This window comes from Acinetobacter sp. FDAARGOS_558, from assembly GCF_003937785.1.
Taxonomy (GTDB): Bacteria; Pseudomonadota; Gammaproteobacteria; order Pseudomonadales; family Moraxellaceae; genus Acinetobacter; species Acinetobacter baumannii.
The window spans coordinates 3222107-3246343 of sequence record NZ_RKJH01000001.1 but is presented as its reverse complement, the minus strand read 5'-3'; the positions used below and the strand labels follow the sequence as shown (position 1 = coordinate 3246343).

At 39.6% G+C, this 24237-nt stretch carries 26 protein-coding genes and 1 tRNA gene; 15 read left to right on the top strand and 12 right to left on the bottom strand.

What is annotated here, in order from left to right; all coding sequences use genetic code 11:
- Positions 1 to 160: 160 nt before the first annotated feature.
- The 9 genes from EGT34_RS21300 to EGT34_RS15630 are packed head-to-tail and all read left to right on the top strand — an operon-like array spanning position 161 to position 3680.
- Entirely contained in the window at positions 161 to 586 is a 426-nt protein-coding gene (locus EGT34_RS21300) for a hypothetical protein (protein ID WP_227505935.1), read from the top strand.
- The gene (locus EGT34_RS21295; RefSeq protein WP_227505936.1) at positions 546 to 893 is read left to right on the top strand and encodes a hypothetical protein; all 348 of its coding nucleotides are present in this window, start codon (positions 546 to 548) and stop codon (positions 891 to 893) included. The genes EGT34_RS21300 and EGT34_RS21295 overlap by 41 nt, the downstream gene beginning before the upstream one ends.
- Before the next feature lie 2 nt (positions 894 to 895).
- Complete coding sequence (locus tag EGT34_RS15660; protein WP_060454565.1) at positions 896 to 1312, top strand: hypothetical protein; 417 nt, start codon at positions 896 to 898, stop codon at positions 1310 to 1312.
- Positions 1296 to 1532 carry a hypothetical protein gene (locus tag EGT34_RS15655; RefSeq protein WP_060454566.1) on the top strand — a complete coding sequence of 79 codons (237 nt, stop codon included), beginning with the start codon at positions 1296 to 1298 and terminating at the stop codon, positions 1530 to 1532. Before EGT34_RS15660 ends, EGT34_RS15655 begins: the two co-directional genes overlap by 17 nt.
- 2 nt (positions 1533 to 1534) lie before the next feature.
- Positions 1535 to 2008 (top strand): hypothetical protein, encoded by a 474-nt coding sequence (locus EGT34_RS15650; protein WP_060454567.1) that lies wholly within the window; start codon positions 1535 to 1537, stop codon positions 2006 to 2008.
- A 4-nt stretch (positions 2009 to 2012) separates the two neighbouring features.
- Positions 2013 to 2381, top strand: coding sequence for a hypothetical protein (locus tag EGT34_RS15645; RefSeq protein ID WP_017724774.1), 369 nt, complete (start codon positions 2013 to 2015; stop codon positions 2379 to 2381).
- Entirely contained in the window at positions 2381 to 3142 is a 762-nt protein-coding gene (locus EGT34_RS15640) for a Bro-N domain-containing protein (RefSeq protein WP_002000332.1), read from the top strand. Before EGT34_RS15645 ends, EGT34_RS15640 begins: the two co-directional genes overlap by 1 nt.
- 2 nt (positions 3143 to 3144) lie before the next feature.
- Positions 3145 to 3432, top strand: coding sequence for a hypothetical protein (locus EGT34_RS15635; RefSeq protein ID WP_000813002.1), 288 nt, complete (start codon positions 3145 to 3147; stop codon positions 3430 to 3432).
- Positions 3429 to 3680 (top strand): hypothetical protein, encoded by a 252-nt coding sequence (locus EGT34_RS15630; protein ID WP_017724775.1) that lies wholly within the window; start codon positions 3429 to 3431, stop codon positions 3678 to 3680. The genes EGT34_RS15635 and EGT34_RS15630 overlap by 4 nt, the downstream gene beginning before the upstream one ends.
- Here the strand turns inward: EGT34_RS15630 and EGT34_RS15625 are convergent.
- From EGT34_RS15625 to EGT34_RS15600, 6 genes are all read right to left on the bottom strand, one after another.
- Positions 3646 to 4605 (bottom strand): tyrosine-type recombinase/integrase, encoded by a 960-nt coding sequence (locus tag EGT34_RS15625; RefSeq protein ID WP_000190202.1) that lies wholly within the window; start codon positions 4603 to 4605, stop codon positions 3646 to 3648. The two genes, EGT34_RS15630 and EGT34_RS15625, sit on opposite strands and share 35 nt — an antisense overlap.
- 178 nt (positions 4606 to 4783) lie before the next feature.
- Positions 4784 to 5974 (bottom strand): elongation factor Tu, encoded by a 1191-nt coding sequence (gene tuf, locus EGT34_RS15620; protein ID WP_001029610.1) that lies wholly within the window; start codon positions 5972 to 5974, stop codon positions 4784 to 4786.
- Between the two features lie 94 nt (positions 5975 to 6068).
- On the bottom strand, positions 6069 to 8207 hold the full coding sequence (gene fusA, locus EGT34_RS15615; RefSeq protein ID WP_000113824.1) for an elongation factor G: 2139 nt from the start codon (positions 8205 to 8207) through the stop codon (positions 6069 to 6071).
- Between the two features lie 178 nt (positions 8208 to 8385).
- Entirely contained in the window at positions 8386 to 8856 is a 471-nt protein-coding gene (gene rpsG, locus EGT34_RS15610; protein WP_001138055.1) for a 30S ribosomal protein S7, read from the bottom strand.
- Positions 8857 to 9015: 159 nt separating this feature from the next.
- Entirely contained in the window at positions 9016 to 9390 is a 375-nt protein-coding gene (gene rpsL / locus EGT34_RS15605; RefSeq protein ID WP_000246374.1) for a 30S ribosomal protein S12, read from the bottom strand.
- 200 nt (positions 9391 to 9590) lie between these two features.
- Positions 9591 to 10916 carry an EcsC family protein gene (locus tag EGT34_RS15600; protein ID WP_000160004.1) on the bottom strand — a complete coding sequence of 442 codons (1326 nt, stop codon included), beginning with the start codon at positions 10914 to 10916 and terminating at the stop codon, positions 9591 to 9593.
- 296 nt (positions 10917 to 11212) lie between these two features.
- Between EGT34_RS15600 and EGT34_RS15595 the strand changes: the two genes are divergently transcribed.
- The 6 genes from EGT34_RS15595 (at position 11213) to EGT34_RS15570 (ending at position 17626) form a co-directional block, all read left to right on the top strand.
- Positions 11213 to 12442 carry a beta-ketoacyl-ACP synthase II gene (locus tag EGT34_RS15595; protein WP_000832710.1) on the top strand — a complete coding sequence of 410 codons (1230 nt, stop codon included), beginning with the start codon at positions 11213 to 11215 and terminating at the stop codon, positions 12440 to 12442.
- A gap of 18 nt (positions 12443 to 12460) precedes the next feature.
- The gene (gene hemJ, locus EGT34_RS15590; RefSeq protein WP_000339888.1) at positions 12461 to 12913 is read left to right on the top strand and encodes a protoporphyrinogen oxidase HemJ; all 453 of its coding nucleotides are present in this window, start codon (positions 12461 to 12463) and stop codon (positions 12911 to 12913) included.
- A gap of 170 nt (positions 12914 to 13083) precedes the next feature.
- The gene (locus tag EGT34_RS15585) at positions 13084 to 13944 is read left to right on the top strand and encodes a pirin family protein (protein WP_000838107.1); all 861 of its coding nucleotides are present in this window, start codon (positions 13084 to 13086) and stop codon (positions 13942 to 13944) included.
- 90 nt (positions 13945 to 14034) lie between these two features.
- On the top strand, positions 14035 to 14595 hold the full coding sequence (locus tag EGT34_RS15580; protein WP_001048355.1) for a hypothetical protein: 561 nt from the start codon (positions 14035 to 14037) through the stop codon (positions 14593 to 14595).
- A gap of 384 nt (positions 14596 to 14979) precedes the next feature.
- Entirely contained in the window at positions 14980 to 16605 is a 1626-nt protein-coding gene (locus EGT34_RS15575) for an NAD+ synthase (RefSeq protein WP_000834616.1), read from the top strand.
- Positions 16598 to 17626, top strand: coding sequence for a hypothetical protein (locus EGT34_RS15570; RefSeq protein ID WP_000139295.1), 1029 nt, complete (start codon positions 16598 to 16600; stop codon positions 17624 to 17626). The genes EGT34_RS15575 and EGT34_RS15570 overlap by 8 nt, the downstream gene beginning before the upstream one ends.
- Positions 17627 to 17669: 43 nt before the next feature.
- Here EGT34_RS15570 and EGT34_RS15565 read toward each other — a convergent pair.
- The 6 genes from EGT34_RS15565 to EGT34_RS15540 all read right to left on the bottom strand — a co-directional run bounded on the left by EGT34_RS15565 (position 17670) and on the right by EGT34_RS15540 (position 24220).
- A tRNA-Met gene (locus tag EGT34_RS15565) sits at positions 17670 to 17746 on the bottom strand.
- 157 nt (positions 17747 to 17903) lie between these two features.
- Positions 17904 to 18860 (bottom strand): carnitine monooxygenase, reductase subunit CntB, encoded by a 957-nt coding sequence (gene cntB, locus EGT34_RS15560; protein WP_000146428.1) that lies wholly within the window; start codon positions 18858 to 18860, stop codon positions 17904 to 17906.
- A gap of 47 nt (positions 18861 to 18907) precedes the next feature.
- Positions 18908 to 20359: an NAD-dependent succinate-semialdehyde dehydrogenase gene (locus EGT34_RS15555; RefSeq protein ID WP_000096955.1), complete on the bottom strand. Its 1452-nt coding sequence runs from the start codon at positions 20357 to 20359 to the stop codon at positions 18908 to 18910.
- A 64-nt stretch (positions 20360 to 20423) separates the two neighbouring features.
- Complete coding sequence (cntA, locus tag EGT34_RS15550) at positions 20424 to 21539, bottom strand: carnitine monooxygenase subunit alpha (protein WP_001277084.1); 1116 nt, start codon at positions 21537 to 21539, stop codon at positions 20424 to 20426.
- A 42-nt stretch (positions 21540 to 21581) separates the two neighbouring features.
- Complete coding sequence (locus EGT34_RS15545; RefSeq protein WP_000214732.1) at positions 21582 to 22556, bottom strand: alpha/beta hydrolase; 975 nt, start codon at positions 22554 to 22556, stop codon at positions 21582 to 21584.
- Between the two features lie 11 nt (positions 22557 to 22567).
- Entirely contained in the window at positions 22568 to 24220 is a 1653-nt protein-coding gene (locus EGT34_RS15540; protein ID WP_001984224.1) for a BCCT family carnitine transporter, read from the bottom strand.
- Positions 24221 to 24237 lie beyond the last annotated feature (17 nt).

The window sequence follows — 24237 nt, the reverse complement described above, 5'->3', positions numbered from 1 at the left end:
GACTAGTTTAAACAAAATGATTTATCTTAAATTACACAAAATGATTGATTCATTTTATAAACACGAAACCCAGAGTCAATGCTCTGGTATTTTAAGATAAATTTTTGTCCTGAAAATTTTGGTCGAGGATCGGGACAAGCAACTCTTGAGTGGTCACATTATGAACCAAATCACAGATACTAGTCAACAAAACAGTATTAATTCACACCTTCGTTCAACCAACAAAAGTAGAACTCTTGAAAAATTGCTTGCTCAAATAGATGCATGGATGGTTGATGAAGAAGTCTGCCATCACTTTTCAATCCAAGCAGAAGGCAAAGAAATTTACCCATTTGGAATAATTAATCGCCCTTTCTTTCATCTTGATCAAGCAGAAAGAAAGCTAGAAAGCTTGAAAAGTGAAAATCCAGAAGTGGATTACTACATTACCGCAGGTGCCTTTGATACCTCTTTTTTAAATTTTGAAGATGAAAACGTACCTATGTGGGAGCGAGTTTGGCTTAACCAGCATGAATTCCGCCTCACAAACTTACGCATCAAAAAAAATGTCTCAGAAACAGTTGGTGGAACTTGTACCAAATTATGAAGAAATGATGGTTTGGCAAGAAACTCAAAACACTGAAAGTGCTTGTCACTATTACATGGCTACAGCATTAGATGAGTCTGACCAAGGCATCTCTATGTCATCAGAGTGGTTTATTGATTTGTTAGATGCCATTAGTGCAAAACAGTATTTTTCCAAAACATGTCCTGGTCGCAAAGTTGAGATTCGCTCAGGCGTTGTGTCCACTGAAGATTTAATGGCTTTAGATGGCCGTACTAGTGATTGCTATCAAGCTCTAATCGATGCTCACAAAGAGCGCTTAGCTTCACTTAAAAATAAAGGGGAATAATCATGCGTACTAGTTCACAACTTTTTCCAGAAAACAAAAGCGTGACTGTGGATGATCTTGTTACAGCACGTAGCGAAGCGAAAAATGATATGGGCGATATAAACGCCCTACTCTCTGCAATTGAGCTAAGTCTTGTTGACAAACTTAAGGACCATAACTTAAGTAAGTTTGCCTTTGATAAAACCTTTCGCTTGATTGATGTTGCCAAAACACATGCAGATTTATCTCAAGATTATCACAACGGCGAACTTGCTCAATTAACTGGTGGCCAGTATCAACTTGATGAGCTGAAAAATAATATTACACACCTTGAGGTTGTCCCAGAGAAGCAAGAAATCAACACAAATCATTTAGCTCCAGCGAATGCAGCCATCTCTAAAACACTTGCAGAAGGTTTTAAAAATGACGGACGGCGTTAATTACGCCGACCTCTCTAGGGAGGTGAAATTCGAGGCGTTTCTAATATGGCTTATAAAGATTGGGTATCGCGGAATTGTTAGACCTTGTGGGCGCATGGAGTTTTATTGCGCCACGGTCAGCAAACTTTTTCCTAGAAACGTACACATCATGTATGACGGAAAAATGAATAAAGCAGCTACCCAACTTTTTAAAGAATTTGAAAATCATTTAAAGGCGTGATCATGAAAAAAATGAATAAAGTGCTTATTGGCCACCAAATTGAGCAGTTTAAATTGCATTGTCTAAAGCTTTGGTTTGTAGGTGACCTGGCAGCAACTTATCAAAATTCGGATCTATTTGATTACTTCATTCATGATAGTGGATTTGTTTATTGGTCTAAGGAACAAATTCGTCAACTTTGGGATTTTTGGCAATCTGCACAATCTAATAAACCAATTGGGGATTATCCAGTTTACTCAGTTGTTGGTTTAGATCTAGAGGTTAATGAACCACATTTAATAGTGGGTGATGATTATCTGATGGTTAGTGAATGTTTTCATACAAATGATGCTGATGAAGCACAAGAGAAGTTTCGACAATTTAAAAAAGCTTTTCCTAAGGCAATGGTCACAAATAACGCCATTATTTCATTGGAGTACTTGGGTATTGAGAAGAAGCGACTTGAAAAAGAGCTTGGCATTACCAACGAGGGCTAAAGACATGTCAAATAAAAGTATTGTAAATGACCGTGCAGCTTTTGACGATTGGCACTTTAAAGACTGGAACGACAACTGCGGAAATGAGCTAGATGATGTGGAAGCAAGACACTTATATAACCGTGTCTATAGCAGTCCAGCAAATAGTAGAGAACGTGAACGTAGTTTCATAGCTTGGCAAGCAGCTACAGAACGGGCAAACAAGAAGCTTGAAGGCTGCATATTGGTACCAAGAACTAGAAAAGTTGTAGTGGCAATTGAAAAAATAGTTCAGCAGCAATGTGATGCCAGTGGAGTACAGGAACCGCTTCACAGATTGGATGGGTGGAGAATTTTGGAGGAAATTGCAGAAAAGGTTGAGGAGATTAAGTAATGAACAATGTATCTGTTTTTAACTTCAATCAAAAAGAAGTTCGCACCATCGTAAAAAAGGATGGTGAAATTTGGTTTGTTCTTTCTGATGTTTGTAATGTTTTAGAGATTGGTAATGTTAGCATGGCTGCCAGTAGATTGGATGCTGAAGAAATTACCCTCAGTACTATTGAGGGTAGCCATAGGCCTACTAATTTAGTCAATGAATCTGGTCTTTATTCTTTAGTTCTAACAAGTCGTAAACCTGAAGCTAAGCAATTTAAGAAATGGGTTACTTCTGATGTATTACCAAGTATTCGTAAAAATGGTGGCTATATTTCAGGTCAGGAAAACGATGATCCCGAAATCATAATGGCTAAGGCATTACAGGTAGCTAATAATGTGATTCTTCGCAAGACTCAAGAATTACAACAAGCTCAGGCTGAACGTGACCATGCTATTACAACCAAAGCGGAAATTGGTAGTCGCCGAGAGGCTACAGCTATGGCAACCGCATCTAAATTCAAGCGTGAAAATGAAGACCTTAAGCAGAAATTAGGTGAATCCATTTCTTTCGCTGCGGTGGCCTCAATCAACACAAAACTCAAAACTAACTTTGGAAATAAAGAAGGTCGCCTACTCTCTAAATATAGTCGTGAGCACCATTTAGAAATTAAAAAAGCGACTGTACAGGGTCAACGCTTCTCCGAAGTAAATTCATATCACCGAGATGCTTGGCTTGCAATTTTTAACATTGATTTAACCTCAGTTTTTGGAGCGTAACTATGAAACAGCCATCTAAACTTATGTGTCAACTAGGTTCATTATCTCGTGGACTGGATAAAGAAAATTCAGAGTTCGAGCCAAAATCACGCGATAAGCTCGCTTTGAAACTGAGAAAGGTTGTAAATAGCGCCCAAAAACTCGAAGCACAGGAGTTTGATTTGTTCTGTCGTATTAATGGGGCAAGGGATATTGTTTTGGATCTTATGGATGGCTTAGGCCTCAAGAAAGGCGCTGAGATTGAAAAGCAATTAATTCTTATTCTTGATGCATTGGATGGTGTGGAATGACAGAAGTTAAATTTGTTTCTATGCCTGCGAATGAATTAGCGCAGTTGATGGAGAAAGCTTGTGAAAATGCGGTATCCAAAGTCTTAGCAGCCCAAGGCGATGAGCTGCTTAACATTACGCAATTATGTGAACGTATACCGGGCTTATCCTACCATTCATTTAAGAAGTTAGCCAAAGAGCATAGATTCAAAGATATAAAAGGCCGTTATTCGCTTACGGCTGTGAAAGCCGCGCTGCAATCTCACTAGATGTGGGATTGTAGTAAATCATCGCACGCCGCGGATTACTCCACCCAAACATTTTACACAGATCAAGCAGCGGGATTTTTAAAGCAATTTTAGTTGCTGCAGTATGGCGGCTATCATGGAAAGTAAAACCTTCTAAACCCGCTTCTAACTTAGCATCACGAAATTCATCGGTTGCATCATCGCTAGTTATGCTAAATACATACCCTTGCTTTTTTGGGCCGATGGATTTAAAGATCTCAACCGCTTGGGAGCTTAAAGGCACTTCCCTTGCACGACCATTTTTTGTAAGGTCTAAAATTAAATAGTTTTTACTCAATCTAATTTTTTCCCATTTCAGATTGCAAATTTCTGAAAGTCTCATTCCAGTTTGTAAAGCGATTAAAAAGATATAGCGCATCTCAGTAGATAAGAAAGGTAATAAAATTTCTATTTCTTCATCACTAATTACACGTTCTCGATGCGGTGATTCTGAAGGGAACTTAATTTCACGTAGAGGGTTCACTGATAGCCATCGCTTGACCTCAATGCACCAAGTGAAAAAAGCTGACAGCAAAATAAACTCACGCCTAATCGTGGCACCTTTAACATTTAAAAGCCTTTGCTCACGCCATTCTGTTAAGAAGTCTTTATTAACTTGAATGAGCGGCTGATCTACATACATGGCTTTTAATAAAAAGTTTATTTTTCTTCGTTCTTTTTCATAGCCACGTTTATTAATAGAGACAGTATCACGGTACTCAATTAAGGCATCTTTAAATATAATATGGTCGAAAATCTCTAACTTTTCATTCTTTAATCTTACTTCTGTTTCTTGCGCCCACTTCTTTGCATCGCGCAAAGTATCAAATGTTTTTGATTTAGCCGGATGCGGCTTAATTCTAACGGTAGCTGTCACTCTACCATTGCGTTTTTGAAAGGTCGCCATTGTTTAAAATCTTGCTGCACTTTTGTTGCACTTGATTTTAAATTCTATGCAAATTGAATTGCAAGCAAATTAAATATAATTTATAAGTCATTGTTTTTTATAATTATTAAACAAATGAAATTTGATTAAATTTAATAAAAAGCGCCCCAAAAGGAGCGCTTTTTTCACTGAAAAGTGATTATGCAGTTACTTTAGCAACAACACCAGCACCTACAGTACGACCACCTTCACGGATCGCAAAACGTAGACCTGGGTCCATTGCGATTGGGTGGATTAATTCTACTGACATTTCAACGTTGTCACCTGGCATTACCATTTCAACGCCTTCTTTCAACTGGATCGCACCAGTTACGTCAGTTGTACGGAAGTAGAACTGTGGACGGTAACCATTTAAGAATGGAGTGTGACGACCACCTTCTTCTTTAGAAAGTACGTATACTTCTGCGTCGAATTTAGTGTGCGGCTTGATTGTACCTGGTTTAGCAAGTACTTGACCACGTTGTACTTCTTCACGCTTAGTACCACGAAGTAAGATACCACAGTTCTCACCTGCACGGCCTTCGTCAAGAAGTTTACGGAACATTTCTACGCCAGTTACAGTTGTTTTAACTGTATCTTTAATACCAACGATCTCTACTTCTTCACCAACTTTGATGATACCAGCTTCAACACGGCCTGTTACTACTGTACCACGACCAGAAATTGAGAATACGTCTTCGATTGGCATCAAGAATGCTTTGTCGATTGCACGCTCTGGCTCTGGGATGTAAGAGTCAAGTGCTGCTACAAGAGCAAGAACTGATTCTTCACCGTAAGGACCAGCTTCACCGTTAAGCGCTGCAAGAGCTGAACCACGGATTACTGGAGTATCATCACCTGGGAAGTCATAAGTAGAAAGAAGTTCACGTACTTCCATTTCTACTAATTCAAGTAATTCTTCGTCATCAACAAGGTCGCATTTGTTTAAGAATACGATGATGTAAGGTACACCTACCTGACGAGAAAGAAGGATGTGCTCACGAGTTTGTGGCATTGGACCGTCAGTTGCAGCACATACAAGGATCGCGCCGTCCATCTGAGCAGCACCAGTGATCATGTTTTTAACGTAGTCGGCGTGGCCTGGGCAGTCAACGTGTGCGTAGTGACGAGTTGGAGAATCGTATTCTACGTGTGATGTATTAATTGTAATACCACGTGCTTTTTCTTCAGGTGCTGAGTCGATTTGTGAGTAATCTTTCGCTTCACCGCCGTAAGTTTTTGCACAAATTGTTGCAATCGCAGCAGTTAAAGTTGTTTTACCATGGTCAACGTGACCGATTGTACCCACGTTTACGTGTGGTTTATTACGTTCAAACTTGGCTTTAGCCATGATGATCTTCCTTTATTAACTACTCATGGAGGGTCGCTCCATGAGCACTTGGTTTTTAACTAAGAATTAGTTAGGGCTTATAGTAATCGAAAGATTACTCGTCGTCACCTTTTTTACCGCCAGCTTGGAATTTAGCGATGATGCCTTCAGCCACGTTACGTGGAGTTTCAGCATATTTAGCAAATTCCATTGAGTATGTCGCACGACCTTGAGACATAGAACGCATTTGAGTCGCGTAACCAAACATCTCAGCAAGTGGAACTTCTGCTTTAATTGCTTTTGTTCCACCAGGAAGATCGTCCATACCTTGAACCATACCACGACGACGGTTTAAGTCACCCATGATATCGCCCATGTAGTCTTCTGGAGTCTCAACTTCAACTTTCATGATAGGTTCAAGAAGAACAGGATCTGCTTTCATGAAACCATCACGGAATGCGTAAGAACCAGCCATTTTGAACGACAATTCGTCAGAGTCGACATCGTGGTAAGAACCGTCAAAAAGAACAGCTTTAACGCCTACAACTGGGTAACCAGCCAAGACACCATTCTTCATACGTTCTTGAATACCTTTGTCAACTGCACCGAAGAATTCTTTAGGTACTACACCACCAACAACTTCTTCAGCGAATTCGTATTCTTTACCAGCAGCTTCAACGTCAAGCGGTTCTAAACGAACATATACGTGACCGAATTTACCTTTACCACCTGTTTGACGTACGAATTTACCTTCTTGCTCAACAGTTTTCTTAATCGTTTCACGATAAGCAACCATTGGTTTACCGATATTCGCTTCAACACCGAATTCACGCTTCATACGGTCAACGATGATGTCAAGGTGAAGCTCACCCATACCAGCAATAATTGTCTGACCAGATTCTTCATCAGTGTGAACACGGAATGAAGGGTCTTCTTTAGCCAAACGGCCTAAAGCGATAGACATTTTTTCTTGGTCAGCTTTAGTTTTTGGTTCAACCGCTAACTGAATTACTGGATCTGGGAATTCCATACGTTCAAGTGTAATGATGTTTTTCTCATCACATAATGTATCACCAGTAGTAACGTCTTTAAGACCTACACACGCTGCGATATCACCTGCACGGATTTCATCAATATCTTGACGTTCGTTTGCGTGCATTTGCACGATACGACCGATACGTTCACGCTTAGATTTAACTGGGTTATAAACAGCATCACCTTGTTTAAGAACACCAGAGTAAACACGTACGAATGTTAAGTTACCTACGAATTTGTCGTTCATGATTTTGAACGCAAGCGCAGAGAACGGAGCTTCGTCAGATGCTTCACGAGACGCTTTAGTTTCGTCTTTATCGTCAAGGATACCTTCGATCGCTTTAACTTCTGTAGGTGATGGTAAGAATTCAATTACAGCGTCCAACATACGTTGAACACCTTTGTTCTTGAATGCAGAACCACAAAGCATTACTTGGATTTCAGAAGCTAATGTACGAGCACGTAAACCTGCGATGATGTCTTCTTTAGAAAGATCACCCTCTTCAAGGTATTTGTCCATTAACTCTTCAGAAGCTTCAGCAGCAGCTTCAACCATGTTTGTACGCCATTCTTGAGCAGTATCAACTAGGTCAGCTGGAATCTCGCCGTATTCAAACTTCATACCTTGAGAAGCTTCATCCCAGATAATTGCCTTCATTTCGATAAGGTCAACTACACCAGTGAATGTGTCTTCAGCACCGATTGGCACAACGATTGGCACAGGATTCGCACCAAGACGTGTTTTCATTTGTTCAACAACACGGAAGAAGTTTGCACCAGTACGGTCCATCTTGTTCACGAATGCTAAACGAGGCACTTTATATTTGTTAGCCTGACGCCATACAGTTTCAGACTGAGGCTGTACACCACCAACTGCACAGTAAACCATGCAAGCACCGTCAAGAACACGCATAGAACGCTCAACTTCGATTGTGAAGTCAACGTGTCCCGGTGTATCAATTACGTTGATACGGTGTTGTGGGAATTGGTTACCCATACCAGACCAGAAACAAGTTGTTGCAGCAGAGGTAATTGTAATACCACGCTCTTGCTCTTGTTCCATCCAGTCCATTGTTGCTGCACCGTCGTGTACTTCACCAATTTTGTGAGATACACCTGTGTAGAACAAAATACGTTCAGTTGTAGTTGTTTTACCTGCGTCGATGTGCGCAGAGATACCGATGTTACGGTAACGAGTAATTGGGGTTTGGCGAGCCATGATGTCTACATTCCTAAATGTTATCTTTAAAACAGGGCGCACCAATTAAATTGATGCGCACGAATACTCAAGCGGGGCAACTTAAATACCCGCAAAGCCCCCACTTTGGTAGAGAGCAATGTTGAATCTAGCTACTGTATGCATGAGTATTCTCCTGATTAGGGACTGTTTTATCCGCTTAGAAACGGTAGTGAGAGAAGGCTTTGTTAGCTTCTGCCATACGGTGCACGTCTTCACGTTTTTTGATCGCAGCACCTTTGCCTTCAGCTGCATCAAGCAACTCGCCAGCAAGACGTAAAGCCATAGTTTTTTCAGAACGCTTAGCAGCAGCATCTACTAACCAACGCATTGCTAAGGCAGTACGACGGGATGGGCGTACTTCCATAGGTACTTGATAAGTAGCACCACCAACACGGCGTGCTTTTACTTCGACCATAGGACGAACTTTTTCAAGAGTAGTCTCGAAAAATTCAACTGGGTCTACTTTGTTTTTTTCTTGAACGCGTTCTAAAGCACCGTAAACGATACTTTCAGCAATAGATTTTTTACCATCTTGCATTACGTGGTTCATGAATTTAGCGATTGTTTGGCTGCTAAATTTAGGATCTGGAAGGATCTCACGAGCAGCGACTACGCGACGTCTTGGCATTTTAATACACCTAATAATATGACACTTCAGGATGATCCAGCAGTTTGTACAAGTGTCATGTACACGACGCTGGCCTTACTATACGTCGCTTGAATTACAAATCTATGAAGAATTCAAACAAGCGAAACGCTAAAGGGCTTTTGGACTAGTTTCCCAGAATTACTTCTTAGGACGTTTAGCACCGTATTTAGAACGTGATTGGTTACGATCTTTAACACCAGCACAGTCTAAAGAACCACGAACGGTATGGTAACGTACACCCGGTAAGTCTTTAACACGACCACCACGGATAAGAACAACACTGTGCTCTTGTAAGTTATGGCCTTCACCACCGATGTAGCTAGATACTTCAAAACCTGAAGTTAAGCGAACACGGCAAACCTTACGCATAGCTGAGTTAGGTTTTTTAGGTGTAGTTGTATAAACACGTGTACAAACACCACGACGTTGTGGACAAGCCTTCAACGCAGGAACTTTGGATTTTTCAACCAAAGTCGTACGACCCTTACGGATCAACTGATTCGTTGTTGCCATATGGCAATTCTCCCGTTATTAAAAAACCTTAAAAAGAAAACACCTCTTTTTAAGGGCACATAATTGTAAGCCAAGATGCAAAAATGGTCAACATGGCAGCAGTTGCCAAATGTTGACCATATCAATGATTGACAGGATTATTTACAAATTTAAATAGGGGTGAAATTTAGTTTTCAAACCCTACCTTTGTAATTGTATTGTTAAGAGTACTTTTGCCCCTCTATAACATCATCATTTTCTTCACTTTCAGGCTCTAATGCTGGCTTTTGTTCACTATGTTCATGTTCAACTACATGTTTCTCTGCAAGATGCTCAATTCCTTGGTGAACATTTTCTTGAACTTTTTCTTCGCTTTTTTCAGAAGTATTTGATTTGACCACAACAGATACTTTTGAAATTACATCATGATTTTCAATTTTATGATGCTGCGTAGCATGGACACTACCATTTTCACCCACATTTAAAAGACGTGGACTCGCTTTTTGAATTAGAGTTACCGCCGCATAGTACGCCTGTAATGGTGATAAATGCTCATTTGGATGTTCATTTAAATAATGTCTTGCTGCACCGAAAATAGCTTGTGCCTTATGGCCTACATCTTCTTGTAACTTCCAACTATAAACAGCACTAAGCACTGCACCAGCTACTGGAGTAAACTTGCCTACCACAGCAAGTTGCGGAACTTTATTTAACCAGTTCCATTTAAACTCACCATTTTCATCAACTAACCAGCTTTTTAAGGTTTCAATATCATTTGAAGAGCCAAGTACTTGCTGGAACTGTTGAATATCTTGAGTCTCCAACATATTTCGTAAGGCTTTAAGTGCCAAGAGTAAAGTCTGCTTTTCCGCAATTAAGCTGATATCAACTTCTTTAAAAATAAATTCAACAACGTCTTGGTCAGTTGCTTCGGTTAAATCAAAGCCGTGTGATCTACCTGTTTGGTAAATTGTTCTCAAAACAAGGACTAATGAAACTGGAATATCTATGGCTGCTCCAACCATTCCAGATACGCCCGTAATTGCACCTTGAATACTGGCAATCAATTTATTTTGTTCAATAAGTGCCTGACTTAAACGTTGGGAGCGTGAGGTATCTTTTGTAAGCTCAAATAAGTCTTTAGCCCCCGCTTCTTCTAAAATTTTTTCAGTTAACGTACTTTTCGAACTAAAGTCATTCAACCAATCAAATAAATAGCTTGATATTTTTTCATTCCAGTCAGGTGAAATAAATGTAGCGATACCATTGACCTTTCTAAAATGGCGTCCAAATACCTGACGAGTAACTTTAGGTAAATGTTCACGTAACATTTGTTGTGGGCTTTCATACTGCTCCACTTCAAACGGACTTTTATTTCTGGCACTACCTTCTACTGTTTTGCCATTTGAAAGTGGCTCAACCAATTTACTTACCTCACCAATTTGACTTTGCTGCAAGATGTTTAAACCAGTAGAACTGAGCTTTTTAGCCACTCCGAAGACCTGAGAAAACAAATTGTCAGATTGATTATTATTAAATTTTGTCATCCAGTACCTCGATTTTTTAATTTATCTAATTAGAGATAAATACTAGGTGGAATGTGGATTTATCTCAACTTGAATGTGTGTATTTTAGTTAACCCTAAATGCAACATACTGTGTATTTGGTTATTTTTTTTAAATGCAAAATTGACATAAAGATTTGCCATAAGAAATAAAAAACCTTTCTGCTATCATGGTAGCAACGAAAACATGGGTCTACTGTTCTTACAGCTATATTCTCCTATCATTTAATAGCTGCTCATGATCATAGACTTTAAATATCACCATAAAGGGACCTGTAGATGAAACGTGTTGTAATCACTGGTATGGGTATTAACTCATGTATCGGTAACTCTTTAGAAGAAGTTACTCATTCACTTAAAAATGGAATCTCCGGGACACGTTTTAACCCAACTTATGCTGAACTCAATTTTAAAAGTCATGTCAGCGCTGCGGCAGAACAAGATTTTGACAATATTGATCGTAAATTAAAACGGTTCATGGGCGTATGTGCAATGTACGCTTATAACTCTGCTGTTGCAGCTGTTGAACATGCTGGCTTAAAAGCAGAAGATTTAGCAGATAATCCACGTTATGGTATTGCCGGTGGTTCAGGCGGTGGTTCAACTGCTTCTGTTGTAGAAATGACTGAGCTTTTAGAAACTAAAGGTGCTCGTAAAGTTGGTCCTTTCTTTGTTCCACGTAACATGACAAATACAATCACTGCAAACGTGGGTGTAGCATTTAAACTTCAAGGTATTGCTCACTCAATTGCAAGTGCTTGTGCAACTTCTGCAGACGCAATTGGTTATGCATATAACCTTATCGCTTTAGGCAAACAAGACCTTATGCTTGCTGGTGGTGGTGAAGAAGATCACTGGTCTCAAAGCCTATTGTTTGATGCAATGGGTGCTTTGTGTTCTAAATACAACGACACACCTGAAACAGCGTCTCGCCCATATTCTAAAGACCGTGACGGTTTCGTTATTGCTGGCGGTGGCGGTTTCGTTGTTCTTGAATCTCTTGAACATGCTCAAGCACGTGGTGCAAATATTCTTGCTGAAGTTGTTGCTTATGCTGCAAACAGTGACGGTGCTGACATGGTCGCTCCAAGTGGTGAAGGTGCAACTCGCTGTATCTTGATGGCTCTTGAAGAAGCGAAACAACACGGCGTAGATAAAATTGACTATGTAAATACACATGGTACTTCTACACCAGCAGGTGACGTGACTGAGCTTAAAGCAATGGAACGTGCTTTTGGTGAAGGTAAAGTTCCACCACTTAGTTCAACTAAATCTATGACTGGTCACAGCTTAGGTGCTGCTGGTGTTCATGAAGCAATTTACTCTGTATTAATGCTTCAAAATGACTTTATCGCGCCAAACATCAACGTGACTGAGCTTGATGAAGGTACTGAAGGCTTTGATATTGTGCTTGAAAAACGTGATACAAAATTGAATACTGTAATGAGTAACAGTTTTGGCTTTGGCGGTGTTAACGCTTGCCTAATTTTCAAGAAGTGGGATGCATAATCCCGCGTAGGATTATCGATGGATGCACCTTCTGATGCTTTTTTGTGGGTAAAAGCATTACATATTATTGCTGTGGTTTGTTGGTTCGCTGCTTTGTTCTACTTACCACGTCTTTATGTTTACCATGCAATGAGTGATGATGCGGCAAGTCATCAACGCTTTGAAGTGATGGAACGTAAGTTGTATCGAGGTATTATGTGGCCGTCTATGATTGCCACATTAATTACCGCACACTTTCTTGTAGAGTGGGGCGATGCAACTCGACATTACCATGAAGCCACTTGGTTTTATCTAAAAGTTGGATTAGTGGCTTTATTAGTGATCTACCATTTAGTTTGTGGTTACTATCGCAAAAAGCTTATTGGAAATGCTCACTACAAATCACATAAGTTCTGGCGTTTCTTCAATGAAATGCCAACCTTAATTTTATTTGCTGTTGTGATTTTAGTTGTTGTAAAACCTCAGTTTTAACTGGGGTTTTTATTATCTAGGACTCTCATCTCATTCTCTTATACATTTTACTGACTCAACCTATTCATAATTTATTATTCAGAGCAAAAGACTTTTATACCAGTCTTAATACATTCTTATAAAAACATCTGATCTTTTTTTATAAATTCAATCAACAGAAAGGATAAAGCATGAAAAGTCTGGCTTTTATTCATCGTAACGATACTCGCTTTGCGGTCGGTGATTTTTATCCAGTTCTTTCTGTTTTTTCCTACCATGAGTTAGGCAATACCCTCTCCCCCTTCTTACTACTCGACCATTTAGGTCCCGGAAAAATTGCACCTTCTATGAAACGTAGAGGAGTTAATGATCACCCCCATCGTGGGTTCGAAACGGTAACACTTGTTTATGCAGGTGAATTGGAACACAAAGATTCATCTGGCGGAGGTGGGTCTATAAGTACTGGTGATGTGCAATGGATGACAGCAGGCGCTGGTGTAATTCATCGAGAATTGTTTAGTGAAGAATTTTCTAAATCTGGCGGTCCCTTTGAAATGATTCAACTTTGGGTCAATTTACCAGCAGCAAATAAAATGAATTCTCCGCGCTATCAAAGTTTAAAGAAAGCTGAAATACCGATGGTGAAACTGGAAAATGAAGCTGGATTTGTACGTATTATTGCAGGGCAGTTTAACCATGTTATAGGTCCTGCACTTACTCACACTCCTATTACCGTATTAGATGTAGAGCTTCAGGCAGGTCAACAAGCCGCTTTCCCTGCTCAATCCGGTGAAACAGCTTTAGTTTATTTACGTTCAGGTCGGGCACAATTTCAAAAAGATGAAGACGTTTTAGAGGAACAAGGCCTAGCAGTCATGTCAAACCAAGGAGAGCATTTCTCTATTACTGCCCTGCAAAGTTGCAAATTACTTATTTTGACAGGACAACCCATCACAGAACCGATTAATGGTCATGGTCCATTTGTAATGAATACTTATGATGAGATTTTACAAGCCTATGATGATATTAAAAATGGAAGATTTGCCAAGTAAAACAGGCCAACTGCCGCATGAGAAATAAATGACAGTTATTTGAGTCTGTCTTTCAACATAGTTGATGTATGTTATGCTACAAACCAATAGATGAACTTATTTACTAGCAAAACTATGTTCACTCTCAACGCTTTTAAACTTGTCATATATCGACAATTTATTATTTTCACCCTTTTTATATTTCGTCACTTAAAAAGCTATCCGATTCGATTTCTTACACCTGAAGAAAAAGCTTTAGCACAAAGGGTGTTTGGGAGTTTGCTAGATTGTGAACGTCCTAAAATTATTGCTACTCGTTACTTACCGTGGCAAGCGCATGGAATTTTGATGGCTCCAAATGGGAATATATACGTCAATCTTTCTGACTACAGCAGTAATTACGCGCTAGAGTCTAAATTCATACAAGGGATTTTTATTCATGAGCTAGCTCATGTTATGCAATACCAACGAGGTATTCATGTATTACTAAAAGGTGCGTTACTACAATCCGCCTACTATCTGAGCTTTAAATATTACAATCCTTATAAATATACTTATCATCCTCAGAAAGCGTTTAGTTCTTACAATATTGAGCAGCAAGGAGAAATTGCTAGAGATATCTGTTCAGGTAAACTGCCAAATATCATTTGCTTACCTCGACTTGATTTGTAACCAAATAATCCAGTTTGTTTTCAACGTAACTTTTTTGCTAACTTATCAATAGAAATTTGATAAACAAAAAACATAAAAATAAAGTTGAGATCTAAATTTATTAATGTCAAATTATTGAAAATAAGTATAAAAACTTATTTCAAATTTTTGAGCGATAAGGCAGTATACAAACAATAAAAATAATGAAGCTTGTTTCTATTGTATACAGAAAATCTCGTTATTTTTACGCAGAAAATATGTGATTGGTATATATTATTGATCTTGACATTTTTGTTTACTATTTTACGTGTTTATTATCGTGCTATACACATCGTTGAAAAATTATATCCATAAAAATCAACACTATGTGTATTTATATTCGTTATGATCTAGGATTAGGTTTGAATGAAAAGTTTTAAAGTTGCCCTTGCTCAGTTTTCTCCGCATATTGGCAATATTGACTCAAACACCCAAAAGATGATTGAGCAAGCAAATCAGGCGAAAAAACAAGACGCTGACCTGATTATTTTTCCTGAGCTTTCTGTGATTGGTTATCCAGCTGAAGACTTATTGTTACGTCCAAATTTAAATAAGCGGATGCAAAAGGCTTTTGCTCAACTTAGTGAAGTTAAAGATATTGTGATGGTTTTCGGCTTCGTAAACCAGACAGAAGATGGCCAACGTTATAATTCAGCTGCTGTTATGAAAGACGGTCAGGTTTTAGGTGTCTTTAATAAACATAACTTGCCAAACTATGGCGTTTTTGATGAAAAACGTTATTTCCAAAAAGGCCATCAGCACTTGGTATTTGAGTACTTAGGCCATAAGTTTGGTGTACTCATCTGTGAAGATATCTGGTCAATCAATACAGTAAAACAATTAAGCCAATTAAATGTTGATACTGTACTTGTGCTTAATTCATCGCCATATGAAGTGGGTAAACCACAGCATCGTAAACAGACATTAAGTGAGCTTGCAAAGCAGCTTCATTTAAATATTGTTTATGTTAACCAAGTTGGTGGACAAGATGATTTAATTTTTGATGGCACAAGTTTTGTCAGCAATCAAAATGGTGAAATTGCTTTACAAGCGCCTAGCTTTAAAGAAGATCTCTATATTGCTGAATTTGACCGCGATACAAAATTATATAAAGTTGTCGAGTCTGCTCCTGCATTAGAAACTTTTGCAGAGATCTATCAAGGCCTAGTCATGGCAACACGTGACTATGTAGAGCGCTCAGGTTTTCCTGGAGTAATTTTAGGTCTTTCTGGTGGTATTGACTCTGCCCTTACGCTTGCTATTGCAGTTGATGCAATCGGTGCAGAGAGAGTTCAAGCTGTGATGATGCCATATACTTACACTTCTCAAATTAGTGTAGAAGATGCAGCGGAACAAGCTCGCCGTATGGGCGTGACTTTCGGTATTGCCGAAATTCATTCAATCGTAAATAGCTTCATGCAAACTTTGTATCCGTTCTTTGGTAATTCACCAGCCGATGCGACTGAAGAAAATTTACAAGCGCGCGCTCGTGGCACATTGCTTATGGGCTTATCTAACAAGTTTGGTAATTTAGTCCTTTCTACAGGTAATAAATCTGAACTTTCAGTTGGCTATTGCACACTTTACGGTGACATGGTGGGTGGCTTTGCTGTTCTCAAAGATGTTTATAAAACAATCGTGTTTGAATTAGCAAAATACCGTAATAGCTTAAGTGAAACTCCGGTTATTCCTGAGCGTGTAATTACTCGCCCACCTTCAGCAGAACTGCGTCCAGATCAAAAAGACCAAGACTCTTTACCAGCGTATGATGTATTGGATGCTATCCTTTATGCATACATTGAGGAAGATTTAGGTCAGGCAGACATTATTGCCAAAGGTTTTGATAAAGAAGTTGTTGAAAAAGTCATCCGTTTAGTTGATCGTAATGAATATAAACGTCGTCAAGGTGCGATTGGCCCGAGAATTACTTCTCGTGCATTTAGTCGCGAACGACGTTATCCGATTGTCAACGGTTGGACAGCGAATGACTGAGCAGAAAAACTCATCAAAAACTACAGCACTTGCTCAAGCACTTTTGCTTGAGCAGGTGGAATTTTTCAAAAAACAATTATCTATAGAAAACTCACCTATTTATTTCCGGCAATTTATTCAGCTTTTTATGCAACATGCCGATGAAATTAAACTTTATGAAGTTGTGGATTTAGAACAATTACAAGCCGTTGTGAAACGCTATGCTTTTGAAATGCAGCTTGGTGCAGGCTTGCTTGAGTTTATTGGGGAAATTGCACAGCGTATTTATTTATCTGCCATGAAATCTCCAGTTCAGCTACAAGACTTGGTATCCGATCACCAGTTTGAAATGTGGCTTTCCAAGTTTTTGGAAATGGAGCATATTCCACATTATCTCAATCAGTTTTTAAGAACTAGCCCATCTGTCCAACAGCTTTGCCAATATATTGCCACTTCAACCTTAGAACAAAAATTACCTAAATTTCTCACAGCCTCTAGAGTGGATGACTACCATTTTGAATGGCAACATAAACTCAAAAAATTCTCTTTTTTACAGCAACAACGTCTTGAGCATAAGCTTGAAACGTGGATTGCCGGCTTTATTCATGAACAACTGACAGAATTAAGCCTTTTATCGGCTGAAGATTTAGAAAGCTTAGTACGTCATATCTGGGAAGATATTAGACATAAAAAAATCTATGAGTTTATGAAACAGCTCACTCCTCTCGATGTTGAGGAGTTCTTTGTTTTAATTTATGAATACTGGAAAGAATTACGACAGTCACAATTTATGCAAGGTCTTATTTTGTATGGTGTCGAAGTTTTTTATGATTTTTATAAAGATCAGAGTTTATTTGAAGTATTAAGTGCAATTGGTTTATCCGAAACTGACTTACAAACTGAAGCTTTACGTTTTTATCCAAAAGTTATGGATGCCTTTAATGAGCACGGTATTTTGGAACCGTTACTTCAAGCGCTCTTAGCTCCTTTTTATCAAAGCTCAAAAACACTCGATATAATTGAAAAACATTTTAGTGAGTAAAAAATAGATAAAAAGAAACCACGCAGGAGCGTGGTTTTTAAAATGGTGGCTATGACGAGACTTGAACTTGTGACCCCCGCATTATGAGTGCGGTGCTCTAACCAACTGAGCTACATAGCCGTAAACTGTGTGCGCATTATCTATAGTTCTGTATAGCAGGTCAATACTTCAAAACTCTTTATGCCCACCAAATGAACAAATATGATTCAGATCACCATTATTTGTTCATTTTTTAGCAAATTCTTACTTTAAGCAATTGATCGGCCACAGAAATATATTAAAGATCTAATACCAATTTTTTACCTTTTGCTCTTGATACACAAATCATCATACTCTTTTGTGAAGCTTTTTCGGCATCACTTAAGTATTGATCGAAGTGTTCTGCTTCACCTTCTAAGATAGCGGTTTCACATGTACCACAAACCCCTTCTCGGCATAGACATTCCACATCAATATTTAATGTCTCGATGGCTTGTAAAATAGTCTGGTTACTTTGTACTTCAATTTCCTGATTAGATTTGGCAAGTACCACCGTAAATGCTTCACCATCTTCAGGAACTGTTGAGGCAAATTGTTCCCAATGAATGTATTCATCGCGGTAACGGTGCTTGTTACAACAATCAATCACAGCATCAATCATAGGTTTAGGTCCACATACATATACATGTGTGCCTTTTGGTTGCGATGAAATTAATTCGTCTAAATTAAGCATGCTGCCTTCTGAGTCAACATAACTAAATACATGCCCTGCATGTTTCTGTGTTAGCTCATCAAGTAAAGCTGCATGTTCAGGTGAACGGTAAGCATAGTGCAGCTCATACTCTGCTCCACGTGCTGCCAGCTCATCCATTTGAGGTAAGAATGGTGTAATACCAATACCACCAGCTATCAAGATATGTTTATTGCCTGTTTCAGCTAATGGAAATAAATTTTTTGGTTCTGAAATCTGGATTTCACAGCCTTCATTGCACTGATCATGCATGAAAACTGATCCGCCCTTACCTTCCACATCCTTACGAACGCAGACTTGGTAAGTTGATAAATCTTGCGTACAGCTCATCAATGAGTAGGCATTGGAAAGTTGTTCATTCATTTTGACAATAATATGGCTTCCCCCACTAAATCGAGGAAAGTTCTGCCCATCTTGACGTTTGAACGTAAACCGTTTGATTAAAGGGGTTAGCTGTTCCACACGAGTAACAACCGCTGGGAACATTTCATAATGACTCGCCATATTAGAATCCTTCTTTTACCGCATATTTTTGTTGTTAGGGCTTATCCTTAAAGCCCTAAACACATGTATTTAATGGTCATGAATTCTTCAAGACCATATTTTGAGCCTTCACGCCCAACACCTGATTGTTTCACACCGCCAAATGGTACAACTTCATTTGAAATTGCAGTGGCATTCATACCGACCATTCCATATTCAAGCTGTTCTGACACTCGCCATAAACGTGAAATATTTTCGCTATAAACATACGCAGCCAAACCGAAGATAGTGTCATTTGCTTGAGCAACCACATCTGTTTCATCTGTAAAGCGAATGAGCGGCGCAACTGGACCAAAAATTTCTTCTTGGACAATTTCCATTGTACGGTCAACGTTAGTTAAAACTGATGGTTCATAAAAGGTTTGTCCTAAAGCATGCTGCTTACCACCACAGGCAATCTTAGCGCCTTTGCTCACTGCATCATCAATTAACTGCTGTGCTTTCAAAACTGCTTTTTCATTAATTAATGGACCAATTTGTACGCCATCTTCCAAACCATTACCGACTTTAAACTTTTGTACTTCTTGTACAAACTTCTCGGCAAAAGCTTGATAAATATTGTCATGTACATAAATGCGGTTAGCACAAACACAGGTCTGGCCTGCATTACGGAACTTGGCAAAAATCGCGCCTTGTACAGCTTTATCTAAATCGGCATCATCAAACACAATCAGAGGAGCATTTCCGCCCAACTCAAGCGCCAATTTTTTAATGGTGCTTGAACACTGCTGCATCAGTAAACGGCCCACTGGTGTTGAACCAGTGAAAGTCAACTTCTTCACTTTTTCATGTGAAGTAAATACCGAGCCAATTTCTTGAGATTTACCAGTAACAATATTAATCACACCAGCTGGTATACCTGCCTTTTCTGCAAGCTTTGCAATCGCTAATGCACAGTAAGGTGTTTCATTGGCTGGCTTAATCACGACAGTACAACCCGCTGCTAAAGCTGGCGCTGCTTTACGGGTAATCATGGCAATTGGGAAATTCCACGGCGTAATCGCAGCCACCACACCTACAGGTTCTTTACTGATAATAAAGCGCTGCTGGTTATTTACCGTTGGAATCACATCACCATAAATACGCTTGCCTTCTTCGGCAAACCATTGAATAAATGATGCAGCATAGCGAACCTCACCTTTTGCTTCTGCTAAAGGCTTGCCTTGCTCTATGGTCATGATTAAAGCAAGTTCATCGGTATGATCGAGAACCAGTTTATGCCAAGCCAATAAGATATCAGCACGGTTTTGTGCCGTTAAAGCTTTCCAACTTTGTAAAGCCGTATAGGCAGCTTCAACTGCTTGGGTTGCCTCTGCCGCTCCCATATTAGGAATTGTGCCAATTTCTTCGCCTGTAGCTGGATTACTCACCGGAACCGTGGCATTTGACTGTGCAGCTAGCCATTGCCCATTAATATAGGCTTGTTGCTGAAATAGTTCAGTACTTTGTAAACTCGACATATCGTCTTCCTAACTGAAGAATCAGGTGTAAGTCATCTTTACACCTGAATAAATCCCTTTGTTTTTATTGATGGTACTGCGCCACAAGATGTTGGAAGTAAGCAATACCATGCTCACTGATACCAGAACGTTGCTTGTCAGTCATGATACGGCCTTGACCACGATAACCACGTGATTTCAAACCACGTTGTACGCTCTCTACCAAGTTCAAATCTTCCGGACGGAATACATTGCGATACCACTCAATCAAATCTTTTTGATCTTGAGTCAGTTCTTCGTTAGTGAAGTAAATATCGTAATGCTGCAAAGTTGTTTCTGCATCAACAGGGAATTCATAAATAACTGTCATGAAGTTGCTGCCTGGTGGTACGTTGAACATGGTGCAAGGCCAAGTCCAGAAACCATGAAACTCAGGATCTGTTACTGATGGATCAAGTTTGAATGACTTCTCAGATGAACGTGCAAAGCCATATTGCAATGTCCAGTTTTGATGTGTTGTATGCCAGTATTTATCGACTTGTACAGAGTCAGCAAAGCCTGGATGTGCAGGTCCACAGTGGTAGCATTCCATGTAGTTATCAACAATCACTTTCCAGTTTGCTGGTGTTTCTGTCACAAAGCGTGCTGCCAATTTTAAATCTTTAATCACACCACATGCTTGATTTAAACGTTCAGCAAAGCCCGGGAGCTGGTCTTCTACGCAAGTCGCATTTTCATCCATATTAATAAATACGAAACCTGCATATTCTTCGACTTTTAAAGGCACCATGCTTGAGTTTTCTTTATCGAAAGATTCAACGTGGTCACAGTTACGTGCCAATGCCAAGCTACCATCTAACTTAAATGTCCATGCATGATATGGGCAAGTAATTACGTTTTTTGCTTTACCACTGCCACTTAAAAGTTCATGACCACGGTGTGGACATACATTATAAAAAGCTCGTAAAACGCTATCTTTACCACGAATGATGACAATATTTTCACCAATTACTTTACGGGTAATATAGTCATTTGGCTGAGCCAATTCACTACCATGTGCAACGCAAATCCAGCTTTTAGCAAAGATTGCCTCTTTCTCGTGCTCGAAAACTTGAGATGAAGTATAGAAAACTTTAGGGAAAGTCCATGCAACATCTGGGTTTGCGCAAAAATCTTCAGGTAATTTTTCAACTGCACTCATGTTTTTACTCCATTAAATTCTTTTCGTCCAAATGACTCGATATTAAATTGATGTCTTTTCAGTACTGCTCAACATGCGGTGTATTGCACTTAGCATGTTTTGATATAAATGTTGAACTTCCGGACAGTCACGCATCAGACGTAAACTGCCATGTAATAAACCTTTACCTAAATGAAACTCGTTAGGGATGCCTGCTTGTTCCAGTTTTTGGGTAAAGAGATAACCGTCATCACTTAAAGGGTCATATTCTGCAACAGCCACAAAACTTGTAGGCATATCTGAAAAATCCGTCGCCAATAAAGGGGCTAGACGTAAATCCTGCCAATCTTGTGAGTTCGGAGCATATTCCTTTAAATAAAAATGCATATCTTCTGTCGTTAACAACGGCGCATGGGCGTGCTTTTGTGCGGATGGGGTATCAAATGCTGTCGTTAAACATGGATAAACCAATGCCAGCCCTTGAGCTTGCAAACCACTATGTTGTAGTTCCACTGCAAGGGCAGCTGCTAAATTACCACCCGCGCTATCACCTGCTAGAACGATATTTTCACTATCGATTTGCCAAACTGAACCATGTTGTTTAAGCCATTGATAGACTGCTAAACAATCTTCAAAGGCTGCTGGAAAGCGATGCTCTGGTGCCAAGCGGTAATCCACACTAATAACAACCGCATTTAAGTCCTTACACAAATAACTGGTAATAAACTCATGTGAATCGAGTCCACCCACCATCCAACCACCACCATGTAGATACAACACACATGGCCAACCAGACTCAGGTCGATTTGTTTTTGGTAAATACACACGAACAGGCACAGGATGCTCTTCATTTGCAATCACTCGATCTTCTACATCTAACTTGTCATCACGTGGCAAAGTGTAGTGTCGGCACATGGCATCATATGCCGCACGGACTGAGTCAATATCTGCATCTGCTGGTGAATAAATGCTGCTCCAATACACAAGGCTTTGCATTTCTTCACTTAAGGCATAAGTAGCCTGTTCATATGTCGTCATTACCGTTCCCTCTAGCTGGTTTTTCTATCCAGTTTGATTGAGCTTGCAAGCTCAAGCTGCATCCGTTTTGCATGTTCATCTTGAGTCTGGTTTAAACCAATTTCCTGATCATCATAACCTTGTTGCTCAATTAAATGTGATGGGACTTTGGCATAATCCTGTATGAGCCATTTCACTAAGCCATAGGTCTGAATCAGAATAATCACGATGAATGGTAAAGCCGTCACAATAGTTGCCGTTTTCATGGTGTCTAAAGGTGCTTTACTAAAGATCATGGCAATTGGAACTAAGGTCAGCATGACACACCAGAACAGACGTGCATTTGGCGATGGGTCTTGCCCTTCACTTAAACCGCGTGTACATGTTGCTGAAACTGCATACCCAACTGCATCCATATGTGCTGCCAAGAACACCACCATAATGCCGAGGAAAATCCACATCATGAGTTTTCCGGCAGGTAACAGGCTAAGCAATTGACCAATCGCAACCTCACCACCTTGTTGGCTCAAGATTTGTGGCACATTTACAGCCCCATGAATAAAGCTATAAACACTATAGTTTTCAAACACACCAAAGATGAACCAAAGACCGACACTGCCACCAATGACCATGGCAAAGATCACTTCTTTAATAGTACGGCCTTTAGAAACACGCGTTACAAAGAGTGCCACACCCGGTGCATATGAAATCCACCATAACCAGTAGAAAACAGTCCATTCACGAGTAAACTTGCCGTCACCCATTGGGTCAGTAAACAAGCTCATATCGACAAAGTTGGTTGCCATTAACCCAAAACTCATTAATGAATTATTCAAAATGAATTGAGTCGGACCAAAGCAAAGTACATAAATTGCAAATAGCACTACACCCAAGCACACCATATGGCTTAAACGCTGCATGCCCTTGTCCATACCTACATATGAACTGAGTGCGAACAGAACTGAAACTGCCAAAATAATGATGACCTTGGTCATAAAGGTATTTGGAATGCCTGTGAGCTGAGACAAAATATTGGTAAATGTCACGGCAGTGAGTACCAATGAAATCGTCAATGCACCAAACATGCAAAGCAAAAACATTAAGTCGACTAAACGACCAACCACGCCGGTTGATTTAAAGCCTGTCACAGCCTCAATCACAGAAGCCAAACTTAAGCCTTTATTTTTTCTCACATGATAGCTGTAGCACAAAGAAATTGATGCCAAAGCATAAATTGCCCAAGCACTTAAGCCAGAGTGAAAAAACGAGTAAGCCACGCTATATTTCAATGCTTCTGCTGACTCAGGCGGTAAGCTCAAACCCGGAGTTTGATAATAGTAGGCCCAGTCCAAAAAGCCCCAGTACAATGTAGAAGACCCAATACCCGACAAGATGAACATAAAAATCCATGACATTGTGCTGTATTGAGGTTTTCCTTCTCCAAGCTTAATTTTTCCGTATTTACTAAAGGCAAGACCAAAAGTAAAAATAATGGCTAAAAAAGCAAACAGTAATACTGGGGTTGTAAATACCGATGTCGTCCACTGCATCCATGTTGCAGCAATCTTTATCGATTCTTGCGAATAAATCGCCAAACCAGCAACTGAAATAAATACAAACAGTAAGCTGGTGACGGCAAGAAATTTATCCGTATAAATTTTTGTGTTTTGATTATCCATATCCATACATCCATTTTTGGATG

What these genes read in the sequence shown, in the direction of transcription:
- EGT34_RS15580 (WP_001048355.1), top strand. Translation starts at nt 14,035, where the DNA reads ATGAACTTATTTACTAGCAAAACTATGTTCACTCTCAACGCTTTTAAA.
- EGT34_RS21300 (WP_227505935.1), top strand. Translation starts at nt 161, where the DNA reads ATGAACCAAATCACAGATACTAGTCAACAAAACAGTATTAATTCACAC.
- EGT34_RS15640 (WP_002000332.1), top strand. Translation starts at nt 2,381, where the DNA reads ATGAACAATGTATCTGTTTTTAACTTCAATCAAAAAGAAGTTCGCACC.
- tuf (WP_001029610.1), bottom strand. Translation starts at nt 5,974, where the DNA reads ATGGCTAAAGCCAAGTTTGAACGTAATAAACCACACGTAAACGTGGGT.
- EGT34_RS15600 (WP_000160004.1), bottom strand. Translation starts at nt 10,916, where the DNA reads ATGACAAAATTTAATAATAATCAATCTGACAATTTGTTTTCTCAGGTC.
- fusA (WP_000113824.1), bottom strand. Translation starts at nt 8,207, where the DNA reads ATGGCTCGCCAAACCCCAATTACTCGTTACCGTAACATCGGTATCTCT.
- cntB (WP_000146428.1), bottom strand. Translation starts at nt 18,860, where the DNA reads ATGGCGAGTCATTATGAAATGTTCCCAGCGGTTGTTACTCGTGTGGAA.
- rpsG (WP_001138055.1), bottom strand. Translation starts at nt 8,856, where the DNA reads ATGCCAAGACGTCGCGTAGTCGCTGCTCGTGAGATCCTTCCAGATCCT.
- EGT34_RS15625 (WP_000190202.1), bottom strand. Translation starts at nt 4,605, where the DNA reads ATGGCGACCTTTCAAAAACGCAATGGTAGAGTGACAGCTACCGTTAGA.
- EGT34_RS15585 (WP_000838107.1), top strand. Translation starts at nt 13,084, where the DNA reads ATGAAAAGTCTGGCTTTTATTCATCGTAACGATACTCGCTTTGCGGTC.
- EGT34_RS15650 (WP_060454567.1), top strand. Translation starts at nt 1,535, where the DNA reads ATGAAAAAAATGAATAAAGTGCTTATTGGCCACCAAATTGAGCAGTTT.
- EGT34_RS15540 (WP_001984224.1), bottom strand. Translation starts at nt 24,220, where the DNA reads ATGGATATGGATAATCAAAACACAAAAATTTATACGGATAAATTTCTT.
- EGT34_RS15555 (WP_000096955.1), bottom strand. Translation starts at nt 20,359, where the DNA reads ATGTCGAGTTTACAAAGTACTGAACTATTTCAGCAACAAGCCTATATT.
- EGT34_RS15655 (WP_060454566.1), top strand. Translation starts at nt 1,296, where the DNA reads ATGACGGACGGCGTTAATTACGCCGACCTCTCTAGGGAGGTGAAATTC.
- EGT34_RS21295 (WP_227505936.1), top strand. Translation starts at nt 546, where the DNA reads ATGTCTCAGAAACAGTTGGTGGAACTTGTACCAAATTATGAAGAAATG.
- EGT34_RS15645 (WP_017724774.1), top strand. Translation starts at nt 2,013, where the DNA reads ATGTCAAATAAAAGTATTGTAAATGACCGTGCAGCTTTTGACGATTGG.
- EGT34_RS15635 (WP_000813002.1), top strand. Translation starts at nt 3,145, where the DNA reads ATGAAACAGCCATCTAAACTTATGTGTCAACTAGGTTCATTATCTCGT.
- EGT34_RS15630 (WP_017724775.1), top strand. Translation starts at nt 3,429, where the DNA reads ATGACAGAAGTTAAATTTGTTTCTATGCCTGCGAATGAATTAGCGCAG.
- EGT34_RS15575 (WP_000834616.1), top strand. Translation starts at nt 14,980, where the DNA reads ATGAAAAGTTTTAAAGTTGCCCTTGCTCAGTTTTCTCCGCATATTGGC.
- rpsL (WP_000246374.1), bottom strand. Translation starts at nt 9,390, where the DNA reads ATGGCAACAACGAATCAGTTGATCCGTAAGGGTCGTACGACTTTGGTT.
- EGT34_RS15595 (WP_000832710.1), top strand. Translation starts at nt 11,213, where the DNA reads ATGAAACGTGTTGTAATCACTGGTATGGGTATTAACTCATGTATCGGT.
- cntA (WP_001277084.1), bottom strand. Translation starts at nt 21,539, where the DNA reads ATGAGTGCAGTTGAAAAATTACCTGAAGATTTTTGCGCAAACCCAGAT.
- EGT34_RS15545 (WP_000214732.1), bottom strand. Translation starts at nt 22,556, where the DNA reads ATGACGACATATGAACAGGCTACTTATGCCTTAAGTGAAGAAATGCAA.
- EGT34_RS15660 (WP_060454565.1), top strand. Translation starts at nt 896, where the DNA reads ATGCGTACTAGTTCACAACTTTTTCCAGAAAACAAAAGCGTGACTGTG.
- hemJ (WP_000339888.1), top strand. Translation starts at nt 12,461, where the DNA reads ATGGATGCACCTTCTGATGCTTTTTTGTGGGTAAAAGCATTACATATT.
- EGT34_RS15570 (WP_000139295.1), top strand. Translation starts at nt 16,598, where the DNA reads ATGACTGAGCAGAAAAACTCATCAAAAACTACAGCACTTGCTCAAGCA.